Source organism: Desulfonema magnum (genome assembly GCF_017377395.1).
Taxonomy (GTDB): domain Bacteria; phylum Desulfobacterota; class Desulfobacteria; order Desulfobacterales; family 4be13; genus Desulfonema_C; species Desulfonema_C magnum.
In genome coordinates this window covers 2,108,230-2,126,625 of the sequence record NZ_CP061800.1, presented here as the reverse complement: position 1 = coordinate 2,126,625, position 18,396 = coordinate 2,108,230, and the positions used below count along the sequence as shown (strand labels likewise).

Sequence of the window (18,396 nt, the reverse complement as noted above, 5' to 3'; positions counted from 1 at the left end):
TGAAATCTGTGTTATTATAGTGTAGTCATTCAGGAGTAAAAAACTATTTTCGGAGGAATATTTCGATGGCACTGATTCCTGTCCGCTGTCCGCTTTGCGGAGGTGAGAAAGTGAAAAAAAGAGGAAAAACAGATGACGGAAAGCAGCGTTACCTGTGTCAGAATGAGAATTGCGAGGCAAAATCTTTTCTTCTCGACTATACATATAACGGAAGAAAATCAGATATTAAGCACAAAATTATTGAAATGAGTCTCAGCGGCAGCGGTATCCGGGACATCGCCCGCGTGCTGGAAATCAGCACGGACACCGTGATAAGCGAATTAAAAAAAAAGGAAACTCTTCTCGACTCGGTGAATTCCGAACTCCTTAAAACTTTGGAACATACTGAAAATATTGAGGTTGACATATTGAAAGTTGAGGAGGCTGAGGCGGATGAGATGTGGAGTTTCGTGGGCAAAAAGGAGAATCAGAGGTGGCTCTGGCACGCCGTTGATCACAAAACCGGAAAAGTTCTCGCATATACCTTCGGAACGCATGAGGACAAAGTCTTCCTCGAACTGAAAAGGCTCCTCGAACCTTTCGGAATTGTAAAGTTTTATACTGACAATTGGGGTGCTTATGAACGAAATCTCAATCCTGCGAATCATGAGATAGGTAAAAGAAACACTCAGAAAATAGAAAGGAAACATCTGACTCTGAGGACGAGAATAAAACGTCTTGCGAGAAAAACAATCTGTTTCTCCAAATTGGAGAAGATGCATGATATCGTCATCGGACTGTTCATCAATGTATATGAATTCGGACTAGTAATATGAGTAATAAAAAATGACTAGCTCCAAATTTAGAACACTACCAAATTTTGAAACCTGGACATGGACATTTAATTATTTGGCAAATTTTCTCAGGTAACTTTTTCGTCCTCTGAAAATACGAACCTTATGATATTCTTTTCTTCCGCTGAGAATTTCACTTAACAACTGACCCTCGGTTTTAAATCTGCTTCTGTCATCCCTGTTTCTGGCAATCAGCGTGACACTTGCTATGGCCATCCGACCATTGGCTACATTCAGAAGAACCACTTTTTCAGCATCTTCAGGTGTCAGAAGAAGTGTTACCATTTTTACGGGTCTGTCCACATCCGGTCCCGGCATGACTGTATTTTCCGTGGCCAGGATTTCCACATCCTGGAGAATTATTTTGGTGGTTTCCCGAACCATGGGGCCTTGGGATTTTCCTTCTGCCCCCATATCAAGGCTCTCCATGGCCAACAGCGCCTTGTTGCACTTGACGAGAACATCCACCCTGTCCCCGGGACGAAAAAGTTTGCATATTCCGGCTCCGGCCCCTACAGGAAGAGACACCGCACGCATATTCAGCGGAATCTTCCGGGTGATATCTCCCGGGAGCTTCCTCAGTCCCGCCTCACCCGTATCCGCACTGAAAACAATGGGTTCCACCTGAATCTGTTCGTTATCATCGGGATTTCTGGCAGAAAGCATGAGTTCTGATGTCTGAGCATACACAGACAGCATAGGAGCCTCTTGCGGGCTTATCAGCAGAGAGACCGTCCATTTCTTGGCTTTTGTCTTCCCACCCCCTTTTCCCCCTTTTCCAATGAGGCTCATATCCAAAAGTTCTATGTTTTGCAGGATAACTCTGGATACCCTTCCGCTCCCCATATGCATCAGGCTAAGAATGAGGGACGGCTGCCGGACGGGGTTTGCAACCCCGTCCGAAACGTTTGCGGGCGGCGATCCGGAAAATATTCCGGACGGGGTTGCAAACCCCGTCCGGCAAAATCAGAGTTAATTAAAACAGTAGGTTGTAATCTTAGCCTGATGCATATGTTCCGCTCCCTCCATCAGTCAGATTGCTTACCGCAATGACATCCACCCTGTCTCCTTTTTCAAGTTTGTCTGATACGCCTGAGACTTCGTTTACCTTTATGGATACCACTCTCATTCCCTCAGGAATTTCAGCGGAAAGGGATGACGACGGCGGAGGCGGAGGCTTTTTTTCAGGCGATTTTTTTTCTTGTTTAATCTCTTCCTTGTGTTCGGGATTCAGATATACGGATATGGAATAAGCTGCCAAAAGCCCCAGACATACTGATAATAACAGTGCTATAACTCCTCGAAATTTACGCATAAAATCCTTTATACCCGCATGAAAAATATAAAGGGACTGAGTTTGCTAAGGATTGTCAGCCGTACAGCTTTTATCTCCGAAACCAGCGCTTCTGACGGAAATCCTTTTCAAACCAAATCCCTGTATCGAGAGGAAATCTTTTGTTGACTGAAATAAAATAAAACCACAAAATTCGTTAAAATCAATGCTGTTCTCATGCAAATAAATCTGTCAGGAACAAAACAACAGGGATGTCAGATAACAATTTGATTTTTTATTCTTTTCTTATCCGACATTCCTCTGGTCACAGAAAAGATAAAAGGAGAACATTTAAGGAAACGCCATGACCGCCTTTGCTGCCAAATGCTGAGGGATAATGGCATTGGAAACCACAGAGAGATAACCGGTGACAGGTTTGTATTTAAGCGAAGCCACTGTGACTTTCAGACGCCTGGGGCTGTCTTTTTCATAAGGTATGATCTCAATATCAATATCTCGGTCATTCAGCTGCACTATCCAGCATGCCTCTTTAACAGCAGACAAGGCAAGGGTCTCCGGGTCCTCATCTTCCCATTCATTGGCTTTTATCCCGGCTCTGACGCCCGCGGAAACTGCATTGTTGAGAACAATCCAATGCGTAACATACCATCCGTACTCAATAATGCCGAATAAGATCAGCAAAAGAACGGGCGCGACAAGCGCAAATTCAAGCGCAGATGTCCCTTGTTCATCCTCGGGTTTAAGATGAAAAGCCATCAGAAAAAATTTCCTCTGATGAAAGAGAACAGGAAACCTGCTGCCAGGGCAGTGGTATAGGGAAACCCTTCGGATTCGGAAGGCGGCCTGCGCTTCTGAGAAATGAACATAAGGTTCAGGATATCAATGCAAATTATTTTTAAGCGGGACAGCCCGCCTGCTCTGATGATCATAAAAAGCGCGATAACAGCTCCGGTGAAAGCACCATAAAAAAATACATCCAGCACCCCGGAAGGCCCCAGCCAGCTTCCCAAAGCTGCGAGAAGCTTTACATCACCGCCTCCCATTCCTCCCATTAAAAAAGGAATAAAAAGCAGGGCTGTTCCCAGGAGCAAGCCTTCCGCACCATAAGAAATCCCCTGGCCTGATCCATTGATGAAATGAAATAATATCCCGCTCACCGCTGCTGTCAGTGTGAGAAGATTCGGTATCTTCCGCTGTTTAATATCGGTATAAAGCGCGATTGCGAGTATGACAAAACAGGCAGAAGCAGGAAAAAATTCCATTTGTTACTATTCCTGAGGGGCGCTCCCTGAAACCTGTGCAGTCGTTTCACTGATTTTATCTGCGATTGCCTCAAACAGCTCTTTCAGATTATCTCCGAACAGCCCTAAGACAGTTACGAGCAATGCCGACATCACCCCGGCAATTAAGCCGTATTCCACGGCGGTGACGCCTGATTCATCCTGCCAAAGCTTTTTTATAATTTTTTTCATTTTAATTTCCTATCTGACGGAGTGGAAGAATATTCTCAGCAGATCGGAAAGGTTCCGGTCCGCATGCAGGACGACAGAGAAACCCGGGGGTTCCCGGCAATACTGTTGACTTAAGGCTGAACAGGTTTTCCGGTTTTCTTTCCGGAGTGCGAAAAATGCTTTTTCGCAATTGCAAAAATAAAATTTTTGCACTCCGGATCCGCCCGGAACTTTTTAAGTCAACAGTATTGGGGTTTCCCGGACGGGGCACCTTTCCCCATATGCATCAGGCTAAGACTGCCGGACGGGGTTTGCAACCCCGTCCGAAACGTTTGTTTTCGGGGGTCGGAAAATATTTCGGACGGGGTTGCAAACCCCGTCCGGCAGATCACGAGTTAATAAAAACAATGAGTTATGATCTTAGCCTGATGCATATGGCACCTTTCCCCGCGGGAAAATCCCGGGTTTCTACGCTATCCTTTTTTGCCCGCTCACGGCCCTGAAATTTTCGGATCTGCTGATTCTGGTTTTTATGCCCAAAATTATCATCTGAGTTTTTCCGGTCAGAGTACAAGCAAGAATCGTTCCAACTGACACTCAGATTTTAATAATATCAGCATATGGAAAATATTTTCCGGAGTGCAAAAAATATTTTCCGGAGTGCAAAAAATATTTTCCGGAGTGCAAAAATAGAGCGAAGCGGTTTTTTGCAAAAAAATATCCGCCAAAAAATATTTTCCGGAGTTCAAAAATAGAGCGAAGCGGTTTTTTGCAAAAAAATATCCGCCAAAAAATATTTTCCGGAGTGCAAAAACAGAGCGAAGCGGTTTTTTGCAAAAAAATATTTTCCGGAGTGCAAAAATAGAGCGAAGCGGTTTTTTGCAAAAAAATATCCGCCAAAAAATATTTTCCGGACTGTGTCACACCGCCTGAACGCGGAACTAAGTACCTAACCATAAGTTTTTAATATCTGTCCGGGGAGGAAAACCGGCTTTTTTCCGGCATGATGCCTCTCCGACAGAGGAAAACCCCGGGTTTCTTCGCCGCTCACAGAAAAAAAGCTGTATAAAAAACTTTTGCTCAGGTACTTATGAACTTTTTTGATCTGCTGAATGCTTCTGTTTCTTTTGTTGGTTAAAGCATAAGCAAGAATCGTTCCAACTGGCATTTAAATTTTAATAATGTTTTTTATGACCTTAAATTTTAAAGTATAAAGCTTGCTTAAAACGTATCTGAGGGCCTGGGATTTATTTTGCTGGGTGAGGGAGAAATCTTATGGGATGAGATTTTTGTCCTGCAAAACAGGAATAGTCCTGTTTTGCAGGACATTTTTCAGGCGATTTGCCGAAGATAATAAACTAAAAAAATTTTTGCTCAGTTACTTACTTGATAATCAATTTTTCTGAACCGGTTCGAATAACAAAAAAAACCTGGATGACAGAGAAAAACCTGATGATCGAGTGATACAAATTTTTTTCAGCTATTCGAAATCCGGGCTGTCTGAAAAAAAATGTGATTCTGATGAAAAAAGTTCTTGACAAAACTATTTTTCCCCAATACATAGGTCGGATTTCAATAAATATGACCTGTTGTCAAAAGATCCCCATTTGGTACTGGCATTTTCCAAATGAGGGATTTTTTTTATTTTTATATGAAAGTGTCAGGTGTTAGGTGTTAAGTGTTAGGAAATTTTCAAGACTTTCATCATTCGTTGTGACCGGCAGGTCATGCCCGTTTATATGAAAGTGTTAAGTGTCAGGTGTTAGGTGTTAGGTGTTAAGTGTTAGGAAAAACTGCAAAACTTTCATCGTTCGTTGTGACCGGCAGATCATGGCCGTTTATATGAAACAGAAACTGATATTTCAAAAGAATTAAAAGTTAGGGATTAGGAAATTGCAATCTCGGTTCTTAATCTTCAACTTTATAACTTCCTATATAATAAAGGAAAATATATTATGAAAAACGACATTGGAAAAGTCCGCAATATCGGCATCAGCGCGCATATTGATTCGGGCAAAACCACGCTGACCGAAAGAATTCTTTATTACACCAAGCGCATCCATGCTATTCACGACGTGAAGGGAAAAGACGGGGTGGGCGCGACCATGGATTCCATGGAGCTTGAAAAAGAGCGCGGCATTACCATTGCGTCGGCCGCCACTTTCTGCGAATGGCAGGGACATGAGATCAACATCATTGACACCCCGGGGCATGTTGACTTCACAATAGAAGTGGAGCGGTCTTTAAGAGTACTTGACGGCGCGGTACTTGTCCTCTGCTCCGTGGGCGGTGTTCAGTCCCAGTCCATTACAGTTGATCAGCAGATGAAGCGATACAAAGTCCCCTGCATGGCCTTTGTCAACAAATGTGACAGAAGCGGTGCAAACCCCTTCCGGGTGATCAGCCAGCTCAGAGAAAAACTGGGGCACAATGCCGTAGCCATGCAAATCCCCATCGGCCTCGAAGCTGATTTAAAAGGCGTTGTTGACCTTATCACCATGAAGGCTGTTTATTTTGACGGGGATAACGGGGAAAACATACGGTTTGAGGACATACCGGAAAATCTCCTCTCAGAAGCCACGGAAAAACGGGAAGAGCTGATTGACGCTGCCTCCATGTTCTCAGACGAACTTATGGAAGCCGCGCTTGAAGATGCGGTCACCGAAGACCTGCTGCTTTCTGCCATACGCAAAGGCACGCTGACCCGTGAAATGACACCGGTTTTTATGGGGTCCGCCTATAAAAACAAAGGGATTCAGCCGCTTCTTGATGCGGTTACCACGTTGCTGCCATGTCCCGCGGACGTGGAGAACCGCGCACTGGACCTTGATAACGATGAATCTGAAGTTATCCTTTCCGGGGATACGGGAAACCCGATGGTTGCCCTTGCCTTCAAACTGGAAGATGGGCAATATGGACAGCTCACTTATATACGGGCATATCAGGGAAATCTTGCCAAAGGGGATACGGTGATCAATGTCCGCACAGGAAAAAAAGTCAAAATTGGCAGAGTGGTCCGTATGCATGCCAATCAGATGGAAGATATTGACAACATAGCCGCGGGATATATCGGCGCGCTTTTCGGCATTGACTGCGCTTCCGGGGATACTTTTGTCTCTCCGGGAATCAATCTCACCATGACATCCATGTATGTGCCGGAACCGGTGATTTCCCTTGCCATTACGCCCAAAGACCATAAAGCTGAAATCAACATGTCCAAGGCCCTGAACCGGTTTTCCAAAGAAGACCCGACATTTAAGACTTTTGTCAGTGAAGAGACAGGGGATACCATTATTTCAGGAATGGGGGAACTCCACCTTGAAGTCTATATTGAGCGGATGCGCCGCGAATACGATGCTGAGGTGACGACCGGCGCTCCCCGGGTGGCTTACAGAGAAACCATCACCCGAACTGCGGAATTCAATTACACCCATAAAAAACAGACCGGCGGTTCAGGACAGTATGGCCGGGTGGCCGGTTACATCGAACCCATTAGCGAAGAGGAGTTTGTATTTGAAAGCAAGATTACCGGCGGTGCCATTCCCACTCAGTTTATCCCTGCCTGTGAAAAGGGTTTCAGAAACTGCCTGGCAAAAGGCCCGAAAATGGAATTCCCTGTCACCGGCATCAAAATTGTGATCAATGACGGGGCATCCCATGCGGTTGACTCTTCTGAGATGGCGTTTCAGGCCGCGGCCCGGGGGGCGTTTTTAGAAGGATACGGGAAAGCCAGACCTGTCATCCATGAACCCATCATGAAAGTCGTGGTTGAAACCCCCACAGAATTCCAAGGCGGTGCCATGGGCTCTCTGAATCAGCGACGGGGAATGATTGTAGGCTCTCAGGACGAAGGCCCTATGTCTGTGATTGAAGCCCAGGTTCCTCTTGCGGAAATGTTCGGTTATTCCACAGTGTTAAGATCATTAACTCAGGGCAAGGCTCAGTTTACCATGGAGTTTGCCACATACAAACAGGTTCCCAAAGCAATTGCAGAGGAACTGATCAAAAAAGCCGCAGAAGAAAAAAAGAATGTTGCATAAAAGTTGACGAGTTAAACGCGAGTTGGAGGAAAATATTGGGCATAATCAGAAGACTTGAGAATAATTATGAACCCGTATCCGGCAAACGTCAGCAAGCAACCAGCAATCAGATCATTTATCTTAAAGAAAGGAGTTTTAACATGCTGAAACAGGACCTTATCTTCCGAAATCCCATGAGGCTCATGGGGCATGAAACCGAAGATATCCTCCCCGCAGGAGGATTCGGTGCGGTTCTTGCACGTGCCGGTTTAGGTAAAACAGCAATTCTTGTACAATTGGCTCTGGACAGCCTGCTGCAAAGCAAAAATGTCCTCCATATCAGCCTTGAGGACCCGGTAAAAAAAGTGTGTCTGTGGTATGAAGAAGTTTTTCGGAACATCGCAACTCAGTATCATGTTCAGCAGATAGATCAGATATGGGAAGCCATCCTTCCGTACCGGCTTGTCATGACATTCAATGTTGACAGTTTCAGTGTGCCGAAACTTGAAGAAAGGCTCGCTGAACTGACAGAACAGAATATCTTCATGCCTCAGATAATCCTGATTGACGGGCTTCCGTTTGATGAAACCGTAAGAGCGTCTCTCACGGATCTTAAATCCCTGGCAGAAAGATATTCCCTGCGCATCTGGTTCACCGTGCGCACACATCGTCATGAAGCCCCGGGGCCTGACGGAATGCCGGCCCCTCTTTTAAATATCGCAGATCTGTTTGAAGTGGCAATTCAACTCAGCCCCGAGGGGAAGGATATCTATCTGAAAGCATTAAAAGGCCGCCACTCCTCTTCTGATGATCCTGCTTTGTTCCTGGATCCTTCGACAATGCTGATAAAAGATAAGTCAAAAGATTGAGAAATAAGTTAGAAATGGAAAAAATCAATATGTTTTTGATCGTACTGAGATACTGACACATTTTTTGAAAAAATGGACATTGGTTCTAAAAACTGTCAAAAAATCAGCCCTGTTTTCATGTCCATTTTCACAACAACAGTTAATTTAAGGATAAGGGGGACACGCGTCCGATTCAGTTCTCATTTAGTTAAATGACGGTAAAATGAATTGCCTGTGGCGAATCAGGTGTGACTTTCCGTCCGAGCCCGATGACTCCGCTGCCCTCCACTGGCAATTCATCCTGTTTGAGGTTCATGCCCTTTTTCCCTTTGACAAAGACATAGGTGCCGTTTGTACTCTGGTCAATCAGCACAAACTGTCCCCCGCGATACTCGAACCGAGCATGGGACCGGGAAACACGGTTGTCCTGAACCACCAAATCATTATGACGCTGGCGTCCCATGGTAACAGTGGGGCGCGCCTGGCTGATTTCAATGATATGATCATGAAATCGTAACTCCAGCAGATGTAAAATGGGTGAGTCATCAGGTTTCTGGACAGGTGAAACATGGGAAAGAGAAAATTTGAGTGGTGTATCGCACTGATCGCATCGGGGGGGCTTCCCTCCGGTTTTCCCTGTATCTACCTCATTTCTTGCCCCGCACTCCTCACAAAAGACAAGCATCCGTTGAATCTCCGTATCAGAATTTTTCCTCTTTTTTCCCTTGTTCCCAAACGCCGCTGTTTGGGAACACATTGTTCAATATTTTCACATTATGGCAAAAACCAGCTCTGTTTAACGGCTCTCTCTCCATAATCTCAACTCTTCTCTCAACGCTCTGAACTCAGATCTGATTGTGTTGTGTATCTCTCTCAGGAGGTAAGCAATATCCTGATCAGAGGTCATGCCTGACGGGGCAATCGAATCATCGCTTTCGACATTCACTGCATCCGGTTCTGCGGACGGAAAGGAGGAGATTTCACCTGCTGAGGCGACAGGGCTTTCATCTGATCCATCAGGCTCATGTGCCGCTCTTTTTCTCCTCATTTTTTCTTGTTCTGTTTTCCTGGAAGCAGCTTTGTCAGAGATGATATGTTCTTTTAATTTTTTATATTTGTTGACCTCGGTGACAAGCATCTTTTTCTTAGATGCCTCGCTCAGTCCCGGGGAGACCATCACTGTTTCCAGGTTCTCATAAACAGAATTCAGCAGGCTGATGGAATCAGGATGAGCTTCTGCCTGTTTTTTCTGAACATATTTGCCGAGAGAGTCAAGCAGCTGAAGGAATGCAAGCACAATCTTATCTGCCTTACATGCTTCTTTTAAATTCTCAATTTCTTCTCCCAGCTTCTGCATCACCTGATCGCTTATTTCCCATTCAAGTGACAGGATAACAGACTTCAGGTCCTTGATCAACGGGTCTTCAGCATGAATAATATCTTCGCTTTCCGAATCACTGCCCTGTGCAATTTCCCCAACAAGATCACCAGCGCGCTGCTCTGTCTCAGTGCTTTTATCCACAAATTTTTCATCCTGCCCGTCCTCATCACCGAAGAGGTCATCAAGGCGGCCATCTACCTCAGCAGTAATGGTGCCATCTTTATTGGAGCCCAATTGTTTATCCTCCTGTTTCTGTGCATCTGAAAAACCTGTTTGACCTGACGTGATGCCGAGCCAAACCAGGTGTTGTCACTTACCACACATTATTTATTTTTTCAACGGCCTCTGCGACCTTCAGCCGCAGGAGACCCAGGGATACTTCCTTGCCAAAGATGGTAATGAGTAAAAACTCGATATTTACCTTGCTGAAATGTATGCTCTCACTTTCCCCTTTATGAAAGAGTAATGAAAATTCTTCCTCACCCACGATCTTGGCCATGGTATCCACTGCTGCAAAATTTGCCGATGCAAGGGCGGCTAACGAATATAAGTCATGCTCGCAATTTCCATTGTCACATTTTGCAATAATATTGCCTGCCATATCAATAAGCAAGGCACTGTGGACACCACTTTTGATCAGGTCTTCTGTCAAAATATGTTCTATCCTTTCCAGCTGCTCCTGCCCCAAAGTGTAATCTGTAAAAGAGACATTATCATCGTAATTGGAACCCAATTGTTTATCCTCCTATTTCATTACATTTTGCAAGGAAGTCATCGTTAAGGATATGATTTTCTTCATAGTCGGAACGACATTCTCCCCGGTTACGGCACTGGCAGGAAAAGACGGAACTTTCAGTTGGCTGTTGAGGTCTTTTTCAAGTGTTTCCATAGGCAAAAGGGAAACCCCGCCTTTTTCAAGGTCCCTTTTGTTATATTGCAAAACCAGCGGCACTTTGAAAATGCTTTTTTTATAGCTCGCCAGATTTTCCTGAAGATTTTTGAGAGAGAGAATATTTTTCTTCCTTTGTTCAATCTGAGAGTCAGCGACAAATACCATGCCGTCAACTCCCTTCAGCACAAGGCGTCTGGTGGCATCATATTTTACCTGCCCCGGAACCGTGTACAACTGTATTTTCACATCGTATCCCATTATCTTTCCAATGTCAAAGGGAAGAAAATCGAAAAAAAGTGTCCGGTCCCCGTGAGTTTTTATACTGACCATGTCCGACTTGATCCGTTCTCTGAATTTACTGTAAATATATTCCAAGTTGGTTGTTTTCCCCCCCCTGCCAGGACCGTAATAAACGATTTTAGCCTGAACCTCTTTGTTCTTCATATTGACAAATGCCAAAACAGATCCCTCCTCACTACAATATGTTAGTTGATGGCAACAACATACTGAATATAAAAGAAAAAACCGAAACAACGCACTTGTTACCGGTTCCACATATCATTTATTTTCTGAACCGCTTCCGCGACTTTCAGGCGCAGCAACCCCAGCGACACTTCTTTTCCGAATATGGTTATGAGTAAGAACTCGACATTTACTTTGCTAAAATGTATGTTTTCATTTTCTCCCTTATGAAAAAGCAATGAAAATTCTTCCTCACCCACGATCTTGGCCATGGTATCCACTGCTGCAAAATTTGCAGAAGCAAGCGCTGCCAGTGAATACAGATCATGGTCACAATCCCCGTTATCACGCTGGGCAATGATATTGCCGGCCATATCTATAAGCAAAACACTGTGGACACCGCTTCTGATCAGGTCTTCTTCCAGAACATTCTCTATCCTTTCCAATTCTTCCTGACCCAGACTGTAATCCGTAAAAGAGATATTGTCCTCGTAAGCCAATTGTTTATCCTCCTCTTTTCTCATGTTCCCGGATGAGAACAAGAGAAATCCTGTTTAGTTTATTTTCTAAGGAAGCCATGGTTGCGGATATCAATTATTTTCAAGGTCGGGACGCGTTTTCTCAGTTCAGAACGCTGGTCACCGGGAACAGCGGCTTAAACGGACTGCCAAGTTTTTTCCCAGTGTTTCCAAAGAGCGAAGCTGCCCCCTTCCTTTCTGACATCCTTTTTGTTTTGTAAAGAAGATTCCTTAAAAATATTTTTTGATAAACAGCCAAGTTTTCCTGAAGATTTTTTAGGGAAAGGATATTTTTTTTTCGCACAAACATGGAACCTGCAACACATCACACCGTCCGGCCCCCCGGAATATGAGTTTTCTGGCGGCATTGTACTTGACCTGTCCCGCGATTATTTTCGACCGTGTTTCAGTATTCAATGGTTCGGACATCTGTAACCTATTGTTTTCAAAGGATGCACATATTTCAGAAATAGTGCTTAGAATCCTATTCTTTCAATCTGTCACAGCCTTACATCCCCCTGATTTGTAAAAACTGTCCGAACTACGGAATATTATATTTCATTATTTTTCCTATGTCAAAAGGAAGAAAATCGAAAAAACGTTCAGGCAGATACCCTTCATCCATCACTATACATTCATTTGCAGTGAAAACATACGCTTTCTTTATCGAAATCCAAATAATGTGTCAAAATATTTTTATAAAATCAGAAAAGTTATCGTTACATCAATTTCATTAATACCAATCGTGAAAAGGCATGTCAATAGTTACCCATCAGGTATCCGTCACCAGCTTCGTAATATACGACATTTAACCTGAATTATCCATAAAAACTGTTTATTCCGGAAATATCGGGGACCCCGGGAACTGAATTTTTGAAAAATTTTATGGCAAGGGCCTGTTTATAAAAAATAATGTGTCGCTTTTTCTGAAATTTGTAAACAATACAAAGGCTGAACAAAAAAATCAGGAGCCGTCAGTTCTCTGTGAACTGGTTCGGAGCGAACGTCATCGCCGGAATTTTTCCTGGTTTTTCGGCTGATTTCCACTTTTAAAAACATTTTCTGAAATTTATAGCAGGTCAGGGGCTTGCTTTGCAAGCTTTTCAATGCTACATAAGAATTTTTTTCCTTTTTAATTTTTTTGAATTTTGAAACTCTGAAGTTTCCCGCTTATCAGTATGGAAGTAAAATCAGATATATTAATAACAGGTTATATCTAAAAAAATTCTGAGACAGACTGTCCCTTGGTGAAACAACAGAAGGTTTTTGCTTCAGGACAAAAACAGGGGACCGGCTCTGATAATATTTTGTCTTTGTCACCAATATCGTTCGGCATGATTTTTGCGGAGCCGGACCGGAATGACCGGCATTTCCGTATGTTGGAAAAACTGTTTCCAAAAATCGCCCGGCAGACATTTCGGAAATTCAGTTTTCCGAATGTATGAATTCAGTCAGTTATAAATTATATGCAAAAATCGTGCCGAACGGCATTGCTTTGTCACACACTTTTCATTATTTTTGCTGAAAAATGTCACTATCTCCTCAAAAGTCAGTCAGAAACGGGGTTGCCTGCTTTATTTCACCCCATGGGTTTGGTCATGCGGCCCGGGCGGCCGCTGTGATGGCTGCCATACAAAAAATTGACGCGTCTGTCCGATTTGAAATTTTTACCCGGGTGCCGCGGTGGTTTTTTCGAAATTCAGTTTCCGGGCCCTTTGCCTACCATTCTTTATTAACAGATATCGGACTTGTTCAAGAAAACCCGATGTGCGAAGATTTTGACCGTACTGTGCAGTCCCTGAATGCGTTTCTGCCGTTTGATGATTCCCAAATTGCTGATCTGGCCCGGGGCATCAGCAGGCTGAACTGTAAGCTCATTATTTGTGATATCGCGCCAATGGGCATTGCAGTGGCCCGGCTGGCCGGTATTCCTTCGTTACTGATTGAAAATTTCACCTGGGATTGGATTTATAAGGGATATACAGCGTACAATGTACAGGCAGATAAGCATATTAAATATCTGCATAGTCTTTTTAATGCATCCGATTACCATATTCAGGCTGAACCGGTATGCTGCCGTCACGAGGCCAATTTGACAACTTTGCCAGTCAGTCGAAAAATCAGAACCCCGAGACCCCGGATTCGTAAAAAACTGGGAATTCCGGATAATCATAAAATGGTGATGGTCACTATGGGAGGCGTTTCAGCTTCATCTCCCCCTGATTTCCGGTCTTCTGTGGGGAAATGGAAGAAACTGACAGATAAGCGCACCATACATTTTGTGATTCCGGGGGGCGCTCAGTCTGTTGAGATTCATGACAATTTGGTTTTTTTGCCCTATAATTCGGATTTTTTTCATCCGGATCTGATCAATGCCTGTGACGCGCTCATAGGTAAGGTTGGCTACAGCACCCTTGCAGAAGTCTTTTATGCAGGAATTCCATTTGGTTATATTTCACGCCCTTCCTTTCCTGAATCGGAAATTTTAGTTGAATTTATTAAAAAAGAAATGACCGGTTTTCGGATTGAGGGAGCGGAATTTCAGGATGGCCGTTGGCTGTCCCGGGTGGAAGACCTTTTTTCCCTGCCGCGGGTACAAAGAGACTGCCCTGACGGAGCAGAACAGGCAGCGCACTTTATTTATGAATTGCTCTGATATTTATCATATTCAGCAACATTCAACGGATCGAAAATTTTCAGAAAAAGCCCTGAAAGAAAAGAGGATACAATTCGGCACCTCTCCGACCGGCCAACGGATCGAAAATTTTCAGAAAAAGCCCTGAAAGAGCGATTTATTACAGCCCGGGGTGAAGCCCATAGTATCAGGCTAAGATTGTAACAAATTATTTTTTATTAACTTTTAAATTGTCGGACGAGATTACAAACCCATATGCTTCAGGCCACGGGCATGTGGCATGGTCTGAAACTGGTTTATATTTATTTCTGAAAATCGCCTAACATCTTTTTTATATAAACGGGCATGACCTGCCGGTCACAACAAACCACGAAAGTTTTGTGATTCTTCCTGACACCTGACACTTAACACCTGACGCTTTGAATTTGCCATGATAAAATTTCTTATTGTTTTTCTTTCAATTTACAGTCTGATGCACATGTTGTTTTTTTTCAGAATCAAAGTTCTTTTGCCTGACGGACGGCTTGTGCAATGGCTGTCGTTTTTATTTTTGTTTCTGATGATTCTGATGCCGATCAACTGTCGTCTTGTTGAGGAAGTGGGACATGACCTTCCGGCCCGAATGATGGCGTTTGTCGGGTTTTATTGGATGGGATTTATTTTTCTTGCTTTTGTCGGAACCCTTGTCATGGAAATTTTTGATGGTATTTCATGGGGAATCAATCGTTTTACCTCGTTAAAGTTTCCTTTGCTTTCCGGAAAAATTCCACCGCTTATCCTGCTCGGAGTTGTAACCGCTCTGTGCATATATGGCTCAATTGAGGCCCGGGATATAAGAATTGAACGATTGTATATTATGACAGATAAATTGCCAGCCGGAACTGACCACCTCAGAATTGTCCAAATTTCAGATGTTCACTTAGGGTTGCTGGTACGTGGCAAACGCGTCAAAGTCATCAGCGATAAAGTGCAATCCCTGAAACCGGATATTCTGGTATGCACGGGGGACCTTGTTGATGGCAAAATCAGTCATCTGCCTGAACTCACGGATTTGTTCAGGCAAATTCGTCCGAGATATGGAAAATATGCGGTGACAGGAAATCATGAGTATTACACAGGGGTTGATTATTCTGTTGAATTTACAGAAAAATCCGGTTTTACAGTATTGCGGGGGGAAGCAAAGACCATCCCGTCTCTTATCAATATCGTGGGAGTTGATGATTCTCGTATCCCCAGAAAAAAACAGGAAAAAAGGCTGCTTTCATCCGTACAAAACGGCTTGTTCACACTTTTTCTCAAGCATCGTCCGCTGGTTTCGGAAGAAACTGTCGGACTTTTTGATTTGCAGCTTTCAGGCCATACTCACGGCGGACAGATTTTCCCCTTTGGTTTCATCGTATCTGTACCCTTTCCTTTCCTGGAAGGATATTACAATATCGGGAAAGGCTCCGGGCTTTACACCAATCGGGGCACAGGAACCTGGGGACCTCAGATACGAATATTATCCCCGCCTGAGATTACTGTTATTGAATTAAAACATAAACTTCCTCCCCTTTCCGACTTTGCATCTGATTCACAGAACTGAGCGTCATGGTTTTGTCAGGCCAGTGCTTATAAAAAAGACTGGCTTTTTTTATAAAGCATCTTTTTTGAAAATTCAATTCCGCCACCTGATAATTAAATTTTTTACTAATTATTTCATAGTGATATCAAATTTGATCTTTATTTTTTCAACAAATGAATGTAGCAAAGTCTGTGCTTTTGTTTCAGCAGATCGGAAATGACTGAAAATTCGGGATACGTTCATAGTTTTGCCAACGAATTCAGGGTATTAAAGGGTTTATATCTGGAACTGAAACACTGCCATCGCCGAATTTGTGAAAACGGAAAAGTAATAATAAACAGAGGGTTCCGCAATTTTTAAAACTTCGGAAGTCTGAAATTAAAAAAAGGAGATTGTTATGCTGAAAGAAAAATTGTATGGTTTTATGGTGCTGCTTATCTTTTGTATTTGCAGTTTATTTGCCCGGCCGGGTCAGGCTGCTGACAAATTCAAGGTCCTGGTGGTGATGAGCTATGAGGAAACATTTGCATGGACCGGAGATATTAAGGCAGGAACAGATTCTGTGCTGGAAAGCGACTGTGAAATAAAATATTTTTACATGGATACGAAAACGAATTTGGCAGACGGGCCTGAGAAAGCAAAAAAGGCTTATATGCTTTATCAGGCGTTTCAGCCTGACGGGGTGATTGCCGCGGACGACAATGCCCAGTCCATGTTTGTGCTTCCGTATCTGAAGGATAAGGTCAGGACACCTGTGATATTCTGCGGGGTTAATTCAGAACCTGAAAGATACGGATATCCGGCTTCAAATGTGTCAGGGGTATTGGAACGGTATCACATTGCTGAAACAATTGCATTTGGTCAGCAACTTGTTCCCTCCGTCAAAACTATCGGATATATCACAAAAGACAGTTCTACGGGGAGGGCGGATATGGAACAAATTAGGAAAGAAAAAGATCATTATACTGCAAAATCTGCTGCCTTCAACTTACCGAAGACCTTAAAAGAAGCTCTGGCAATGACAAAAGTAATGAAAACGCAGTGTGATGCTTTGTTTATGGAAACAATGGAGGGAATCACCGATGAGAATGGCAGACCTCTGACAGATAAAGAGATTATGCCAATTGTGGCAAAAGCTTTTGGAAAACCCACCTTCACGACGACTTTAAGTTACTTAAAACACGGGCTGTTGTGCGCACTTATCCAAACCGGTCAGGAACAGGGCGAAACTGCGGCAAAGCTTTTACTGAAAGCAATGCAGGGAACACCTGTCTCTGAAATTCCGATCACCCGAAATCATAAAGGAAAACCAATAATTAACGTGACGGTTATGAATGCATTGGGAATCAGACCCAGACCCGGGGTATTGCATATCGCAGAATTGGTAACAACAGAAAAGTAATAAACAGCAAAACCTTCCGAAGTCTTAAAGACTTCGGAAGTCTGAAATTTAAAAAAGGGGGTTGTTATGCTGAGAGGAAAATTGTATGATCTTGCTCTGTTAGTCATTTCTTGTGTTTTCGGATTGTTTCCCGCAGTGAGTCAGGCCGCCTTGTTCAAGGTGCTGGTGGTGATGAGCTATCATGAAGATTTTTATTGGAGCAAAGATATTAAAGAAGGAATAGATAGGGCTCTCAGGGACAAATGTGACATCACATATTTTTACATGGACACAAAAAATCATTTTGAAAAAGGGGAAGAAAAAGCCCTGGAGGCTTACAAACTGTATCAAAAAATGCGACCCCGCGGAGTGATCGCATCGGATGATAATGCCCAGTCTATGTTCGTTGTTCCGTACTTGAAAAACAAGGTCAGCACACCGATTATTTTTTGCGGTGTCAATGAAGCCCCTGAAAAATATGGATATCCCGCGTCAAATGTCACAGGTGTCTTAGAACGTTCCCATCTCATTGAATCCCTCTCATTTCTGAAGCAGCTTGTACCCTCGGTGAAAAGTATCGGATTTATGATGAAAGATAATCCCACATCAAGAGCTTTTTTGAAATATTTTAATAGTAAATCAGATAGTTATCCTGTTGAAAAATCCGAGTTTGAACTCCCCGGAACACTTCAGGAAGCTATCTCCGTCGCAAAAGATTTTAAAACCCGATATGATGCTCTGTTCATAGATAACATGGGCGGTCTTCCTGATGAAAACGGCACGCCGCTCACGCCAGAAGTGATTATACCGAAATTATTGAAGCTTTATAACAAACCAACACTCTGTGCAAATATGAAGCCTGTAAAGCTTGGTGTGTTGTGTGCTATTATCAAGGTCACCCAGGAACAAGGTATTCTGGCCGGCGAAATGCTATTGAAGGCGATGGAAGGCACACGGCTGTCCCAGCTTCCGATTATCCAAAATCACAAGGGAAAAGCTGTCATCAATGTGACAACCATGAAAGCACTCGGAATCAGGCCAGCTCCGATGGCATTACAGCAGGTCGAATTGATAAAAACAGAAGAATAGAATTCAGAGGCCGGATTTTTCAACAGCAT

The 18,396-nt window shown here is 43.5% G+C and carries 18 protein-coding genes; 7 read left to right on the top strand and 11 right to left on the bottom strand.

Translation table 11 applies throughout. The annotated features are described in order from the left end of the window. Positions 1-65 precede the first annotated feature (65 nt). Positions 66-815: an IS1 family transposase gene (locus dnm_RS08530; protein ID WP_207679241.1), complete on the top strand. Its 750-nt coding sequence runs from the start codon at positions 66-68 to the stop codon at positions 813-815. A gap of 69 nt (positions 816-884) precedes the next feature. Here dnm_RS08530 and cpaB read toward each other — a convergent pair whose 3' ends face one another. The 6 genes from cpaB to dnm_RS08500 form a co-directional block, all read right to left on the bottom strand. Next, positions 885-1,679 (bottom strand): RcpC/CpaB family pilus assembly protein, encoded by a 795-nt coding sequence (gene cpaB / locus dnm_RS08525; protein WP_207682246.1) that lies wholly within the window; start codon positions 1,677-1,679, stop codon positions 885-887. A gap of 151 nt (positions 1,680-1,830) precedes the next feature. Next, positions 1,831-2,148: an RcpC/CpaB family pilus assembly protein gene (locus dnm_RS08520; RefSeq protein WP_207682245.1), complete on the bottom strand. Its 318-nt coding sequence runs from the start codon at positions 2,146-2,148 to the stop codon at positions 1,831-1,833. Positions 2,149-2,457: 309 nt separating this feature from the next. Beyond that, the gene (locus dnm_RS08515; RefSeq protein WP_207682244.1) at positions 2,458-2,883 is read right to left on the bottom strand and encodes a TadE/TadG family type IV pilus assembly protein; all 426 of its coding nucleotides are present in this window, start codon (positions 2,881-2,883) and stop codon (positions 2,458-2,460) included. Beyond that, complete coding sequence (locus dnm_RS08510) at positions 2,883-3,389, bottom strand: A24 family peptidase (RefSeq protein ID WP_207682243.1); 507 nt, start codon at positions 3,387-3,389, stop codon at positions 2,883-2,885. Before dnm_RS08510 ends, dnm_RS08515 begins: the two co-directional genes overlap by 1 nt. Before the next feature lie 6 nt (positions 3,390-3,395). Further along, positions 3,396-3,599: a Flp family type IVb pilin gene (locus dnm_RS08505; RefSeq protein ID WP_207682242.1), complete on the bottom strand. Its 204-nt coding sequence runs from the start codon at positions 3,597-3,599 to the stop codon at positions 3,396-3,398. A gap of 576 nt (positions 3,600-4,175) precedes the next feature. Continuing rightward, positions 4,176-4,478, bottom strand: coding sequence for a hypothetical protein (locus tag dnm_RS08500; protein ID WP_207682241.1), 303 nt, complete (start codon positions 4,476-4,478; stop codon positions 4,176-4,178). Between the two features lie 1,055 nt (positions 4,479-5,533). On the opposite strand from dnm_RS08500, the gene fusA reads away from it, so the two are divergent. After that, the gene (gene fusA, locus dnm_RS08495; RefSeq protein ID WP_207682240.1) at positions 5,534-7,618 is read left to right on the top strand and encodes an elongation factor G; all 2,085 of its coding nucleotides are present in this window, start codon (positions 5,534-5,536) and stop codon (positions 7,616-7,618) included. 35 nt (positions 7,619-7,653) lie between these two features. Beyond that, the gene (locus dnm_RS08490; protein WP_246556262.1) at positions 7,654-8,466 is read left to right on the top strand and encodes a P-loop NTPase family protein; all 813 of its coding nucleotides are present in this window, start codon (positions 7,654-7,656) and stop codon (positions 8,464-8,466) included. A gap of 187 nt (positions 8,467-8,653) precedes the next feature. Here dnm_RS08490 and dnm_RS08485 read toward each other — a convergent pair whose 3' ends face one another. The 5 genes from dnm_RS08485 to dnm_RS08465 all read right to left on the bottom strand — a co-directional run bounded on the left by dnm_RS08485 (position 8,654) and on the right by dnm_RS08465 (position 11,680). Then, a complete protein-coding gene (locus dnm_RS08485) occupies positions 8,654-9,130 on the bottom strand; it encodes an FHA domain-containing protein (protein ID WP_207682239.1) in 477 nt (158 codons plus the stop codon). 111 nt (positions 9,131-9,241) lie between these two features. Then, entirely contained in the window at positions 9,242-10,060 is an 819-nt protein-coding gene (locus tag dnm_RS08480; protein ID WP_207682238.1) for a hypothetical protein, read from the bottom strand. A gap of 79 nt (positions 10,061-10,139) precedes the next feature. Further along, positions 10,140-10,559 carry a roadblock/LC7 domain-containing protein gene (locus dnm_RS08475; protein ID WP_207682237.1) on the bottom strand — a complete coding sequence of 140 codons (420 nt, stop codon included), beginning with the start codon at positions 10,557-10,559 and terminating at the stop codon, positions 10,140-10,142. Positions 10,560-10,571: 12 nt separating this feature from the next. Beyond that, complete coding sequence (locus dnm_RS08470) at positions 10,572-11,177, bottom strand: GTP-binding protein (RefSeq protein ID WP_207682236.1); 606 nt, start codon at positions 11,175-11,177, stop codon at positions 10,572-10,574. A gap of 83 nt (positions 11,178-11,260) precedes the next feature. Continuing rightward, positions 11,261-11,680: a roadblock/LC7 domain-containing protein gene (locus dnm_RS08465; RefSeq protein WP_246556260.1), complete on the bottom strand. Its 420-nt coding sequence runs from the start codon at positions 11,678-11,680 to the stop codon at positions 11,261-11,263. Between the two features lie 1,546 nt (positions 11,681-13,226). Between dnm_RS08465 and dnm_RS08460 the strand changes: the two genes are divergently transcribed. From dnm_RS08460 to dnm_RS08445, 4 genes are all read left to right on the top strand, one after another. Further along, positions 13,227-14,354, top strand: a complete 1,128-nt coding sequence (locus tag dnm_RS08460) for a glycosyltransferase family protein (RefSeq protein ID WP_207682234.1) — start codon at positions 13,227-13,229, stop codon at positions 14,352-14,354. A 409-nt stretch (positions 14,355-14,763) separates the two neighbouring features. Then, on the top strand, positions 14,764-15,918 hold the full coding sequence (locus tag dnm_RS08455; RefSeq protein WP_207682233.1) for a metallophosphoesterase: 1,155 nt from the start codon (positions 14,764-14,766) through the stop codon (positions 15,916-15,918). A 376-nt stretch (positions 15,919-16,294) separates the two neighbouring features. Further along, a complete protein-coding gene (locus dnm_RS08450; protein WP_207682232.1) occupies positions 16,295-17,299 on the top strand; it encodes an ABC transporter substrate-binding protein in 1,005 nt (334 codons plus the stop codon). Positions 17,300-17,365: 66 nt separating this feature from the next. After that, positions 17,366-18,367, top strand: coding sequence for an ABC transporter substrate-binding protein (locus dnm_RS08445; RefSeq protein ID WP_207682231.1), 1,002 nt, complete (start codon positions 17,366-17,368; stop codon positions 18,365-18,367). The last annotated feature ends 29 nt before the right edge of the window (positions 18,368-18,396 follow it).

Coding starts and splice junctions, on each gene's coding strand:
- dnm_RS08530 (WP_207679241.1), top strand. CDS start 66: ATGGCACTGATTCCTGTCCGCTGTCCGCTTTGCGGAGGTGAGAAAGTG.
- cpaB (WP_207682246.1), bottom strand. CDS start 1,679: ATGGGGAGCGGAAGGGTATCCAGAGTTATCCTGCAAAACATAGAACTT.
- dnm_RS08520 (WP_207682245.1), bottom strand. CDS start 2,148: ATGCGTAAATTTCGAGGAGTTATAGCACTGTTATTATCAGTATGTCTG.
- dnm_RS08515 (WP_207682244.1), bottom strand. CDS start 2,883: ATGGCTTTTCATCTTAAACCCGAGGATGAACAAGGGACATCTGCGCTT.
- dnm_RS08510 (WP_207682243.1), bottom strand. CDS start 3,389: ATGGAATTTTTTCCTGCTTCTGCCTGTTTTGTCATACTCGCAATCGCG.
- dnm_RS08505 (WP_207682242.1), bottom strand. CDS start 3,599: ATGAAAAAAATTATAAAAAAGCTTTGGCAGGATGAATCAGGCGTCACC.
- fusA (WP_207682240.1), top strand. CDS start 5,534: ATGAAAAACGACATTGGAAAAGTCCGCAATATCGGCATCAGCGCGCAT.
- dnm_RS08485 (WP_207682239.1), bottom strand. CDS start 9,130: ATGCTTGTCTTTTGTGAGGAGTGCGGGGCAAGAAATGAGGTAGATACA.
- dnm_RS08460 (WP_207682234.1), top strand. CDS start 13,227: ATGTCACTATCTCCTCAAAAGTCAGTCAGAAACGGGGTTGCCTGCTTT.
- dnm_RS08455 (WP_207682233.1), top strand. CDS start 14,764: ATGATAAAATTTCTTATTGTTTTTCTTTCAATTTACAGTCTGATGCAC.
- dnm_RS08450 (WP_207682232.1), top strand. CDS start 16,295: ATGCTGAAAGAAAAATTGTATGGTTTTATGGTGCTGCTTATCTTTTGT.
- dnm_RS08445 (WP_207682231.1), top strand. CDS start 17,366: ATGCTGAGAGGAAAATTGTATGATCTTGCTCTGTTAGTCATTTCTTGT.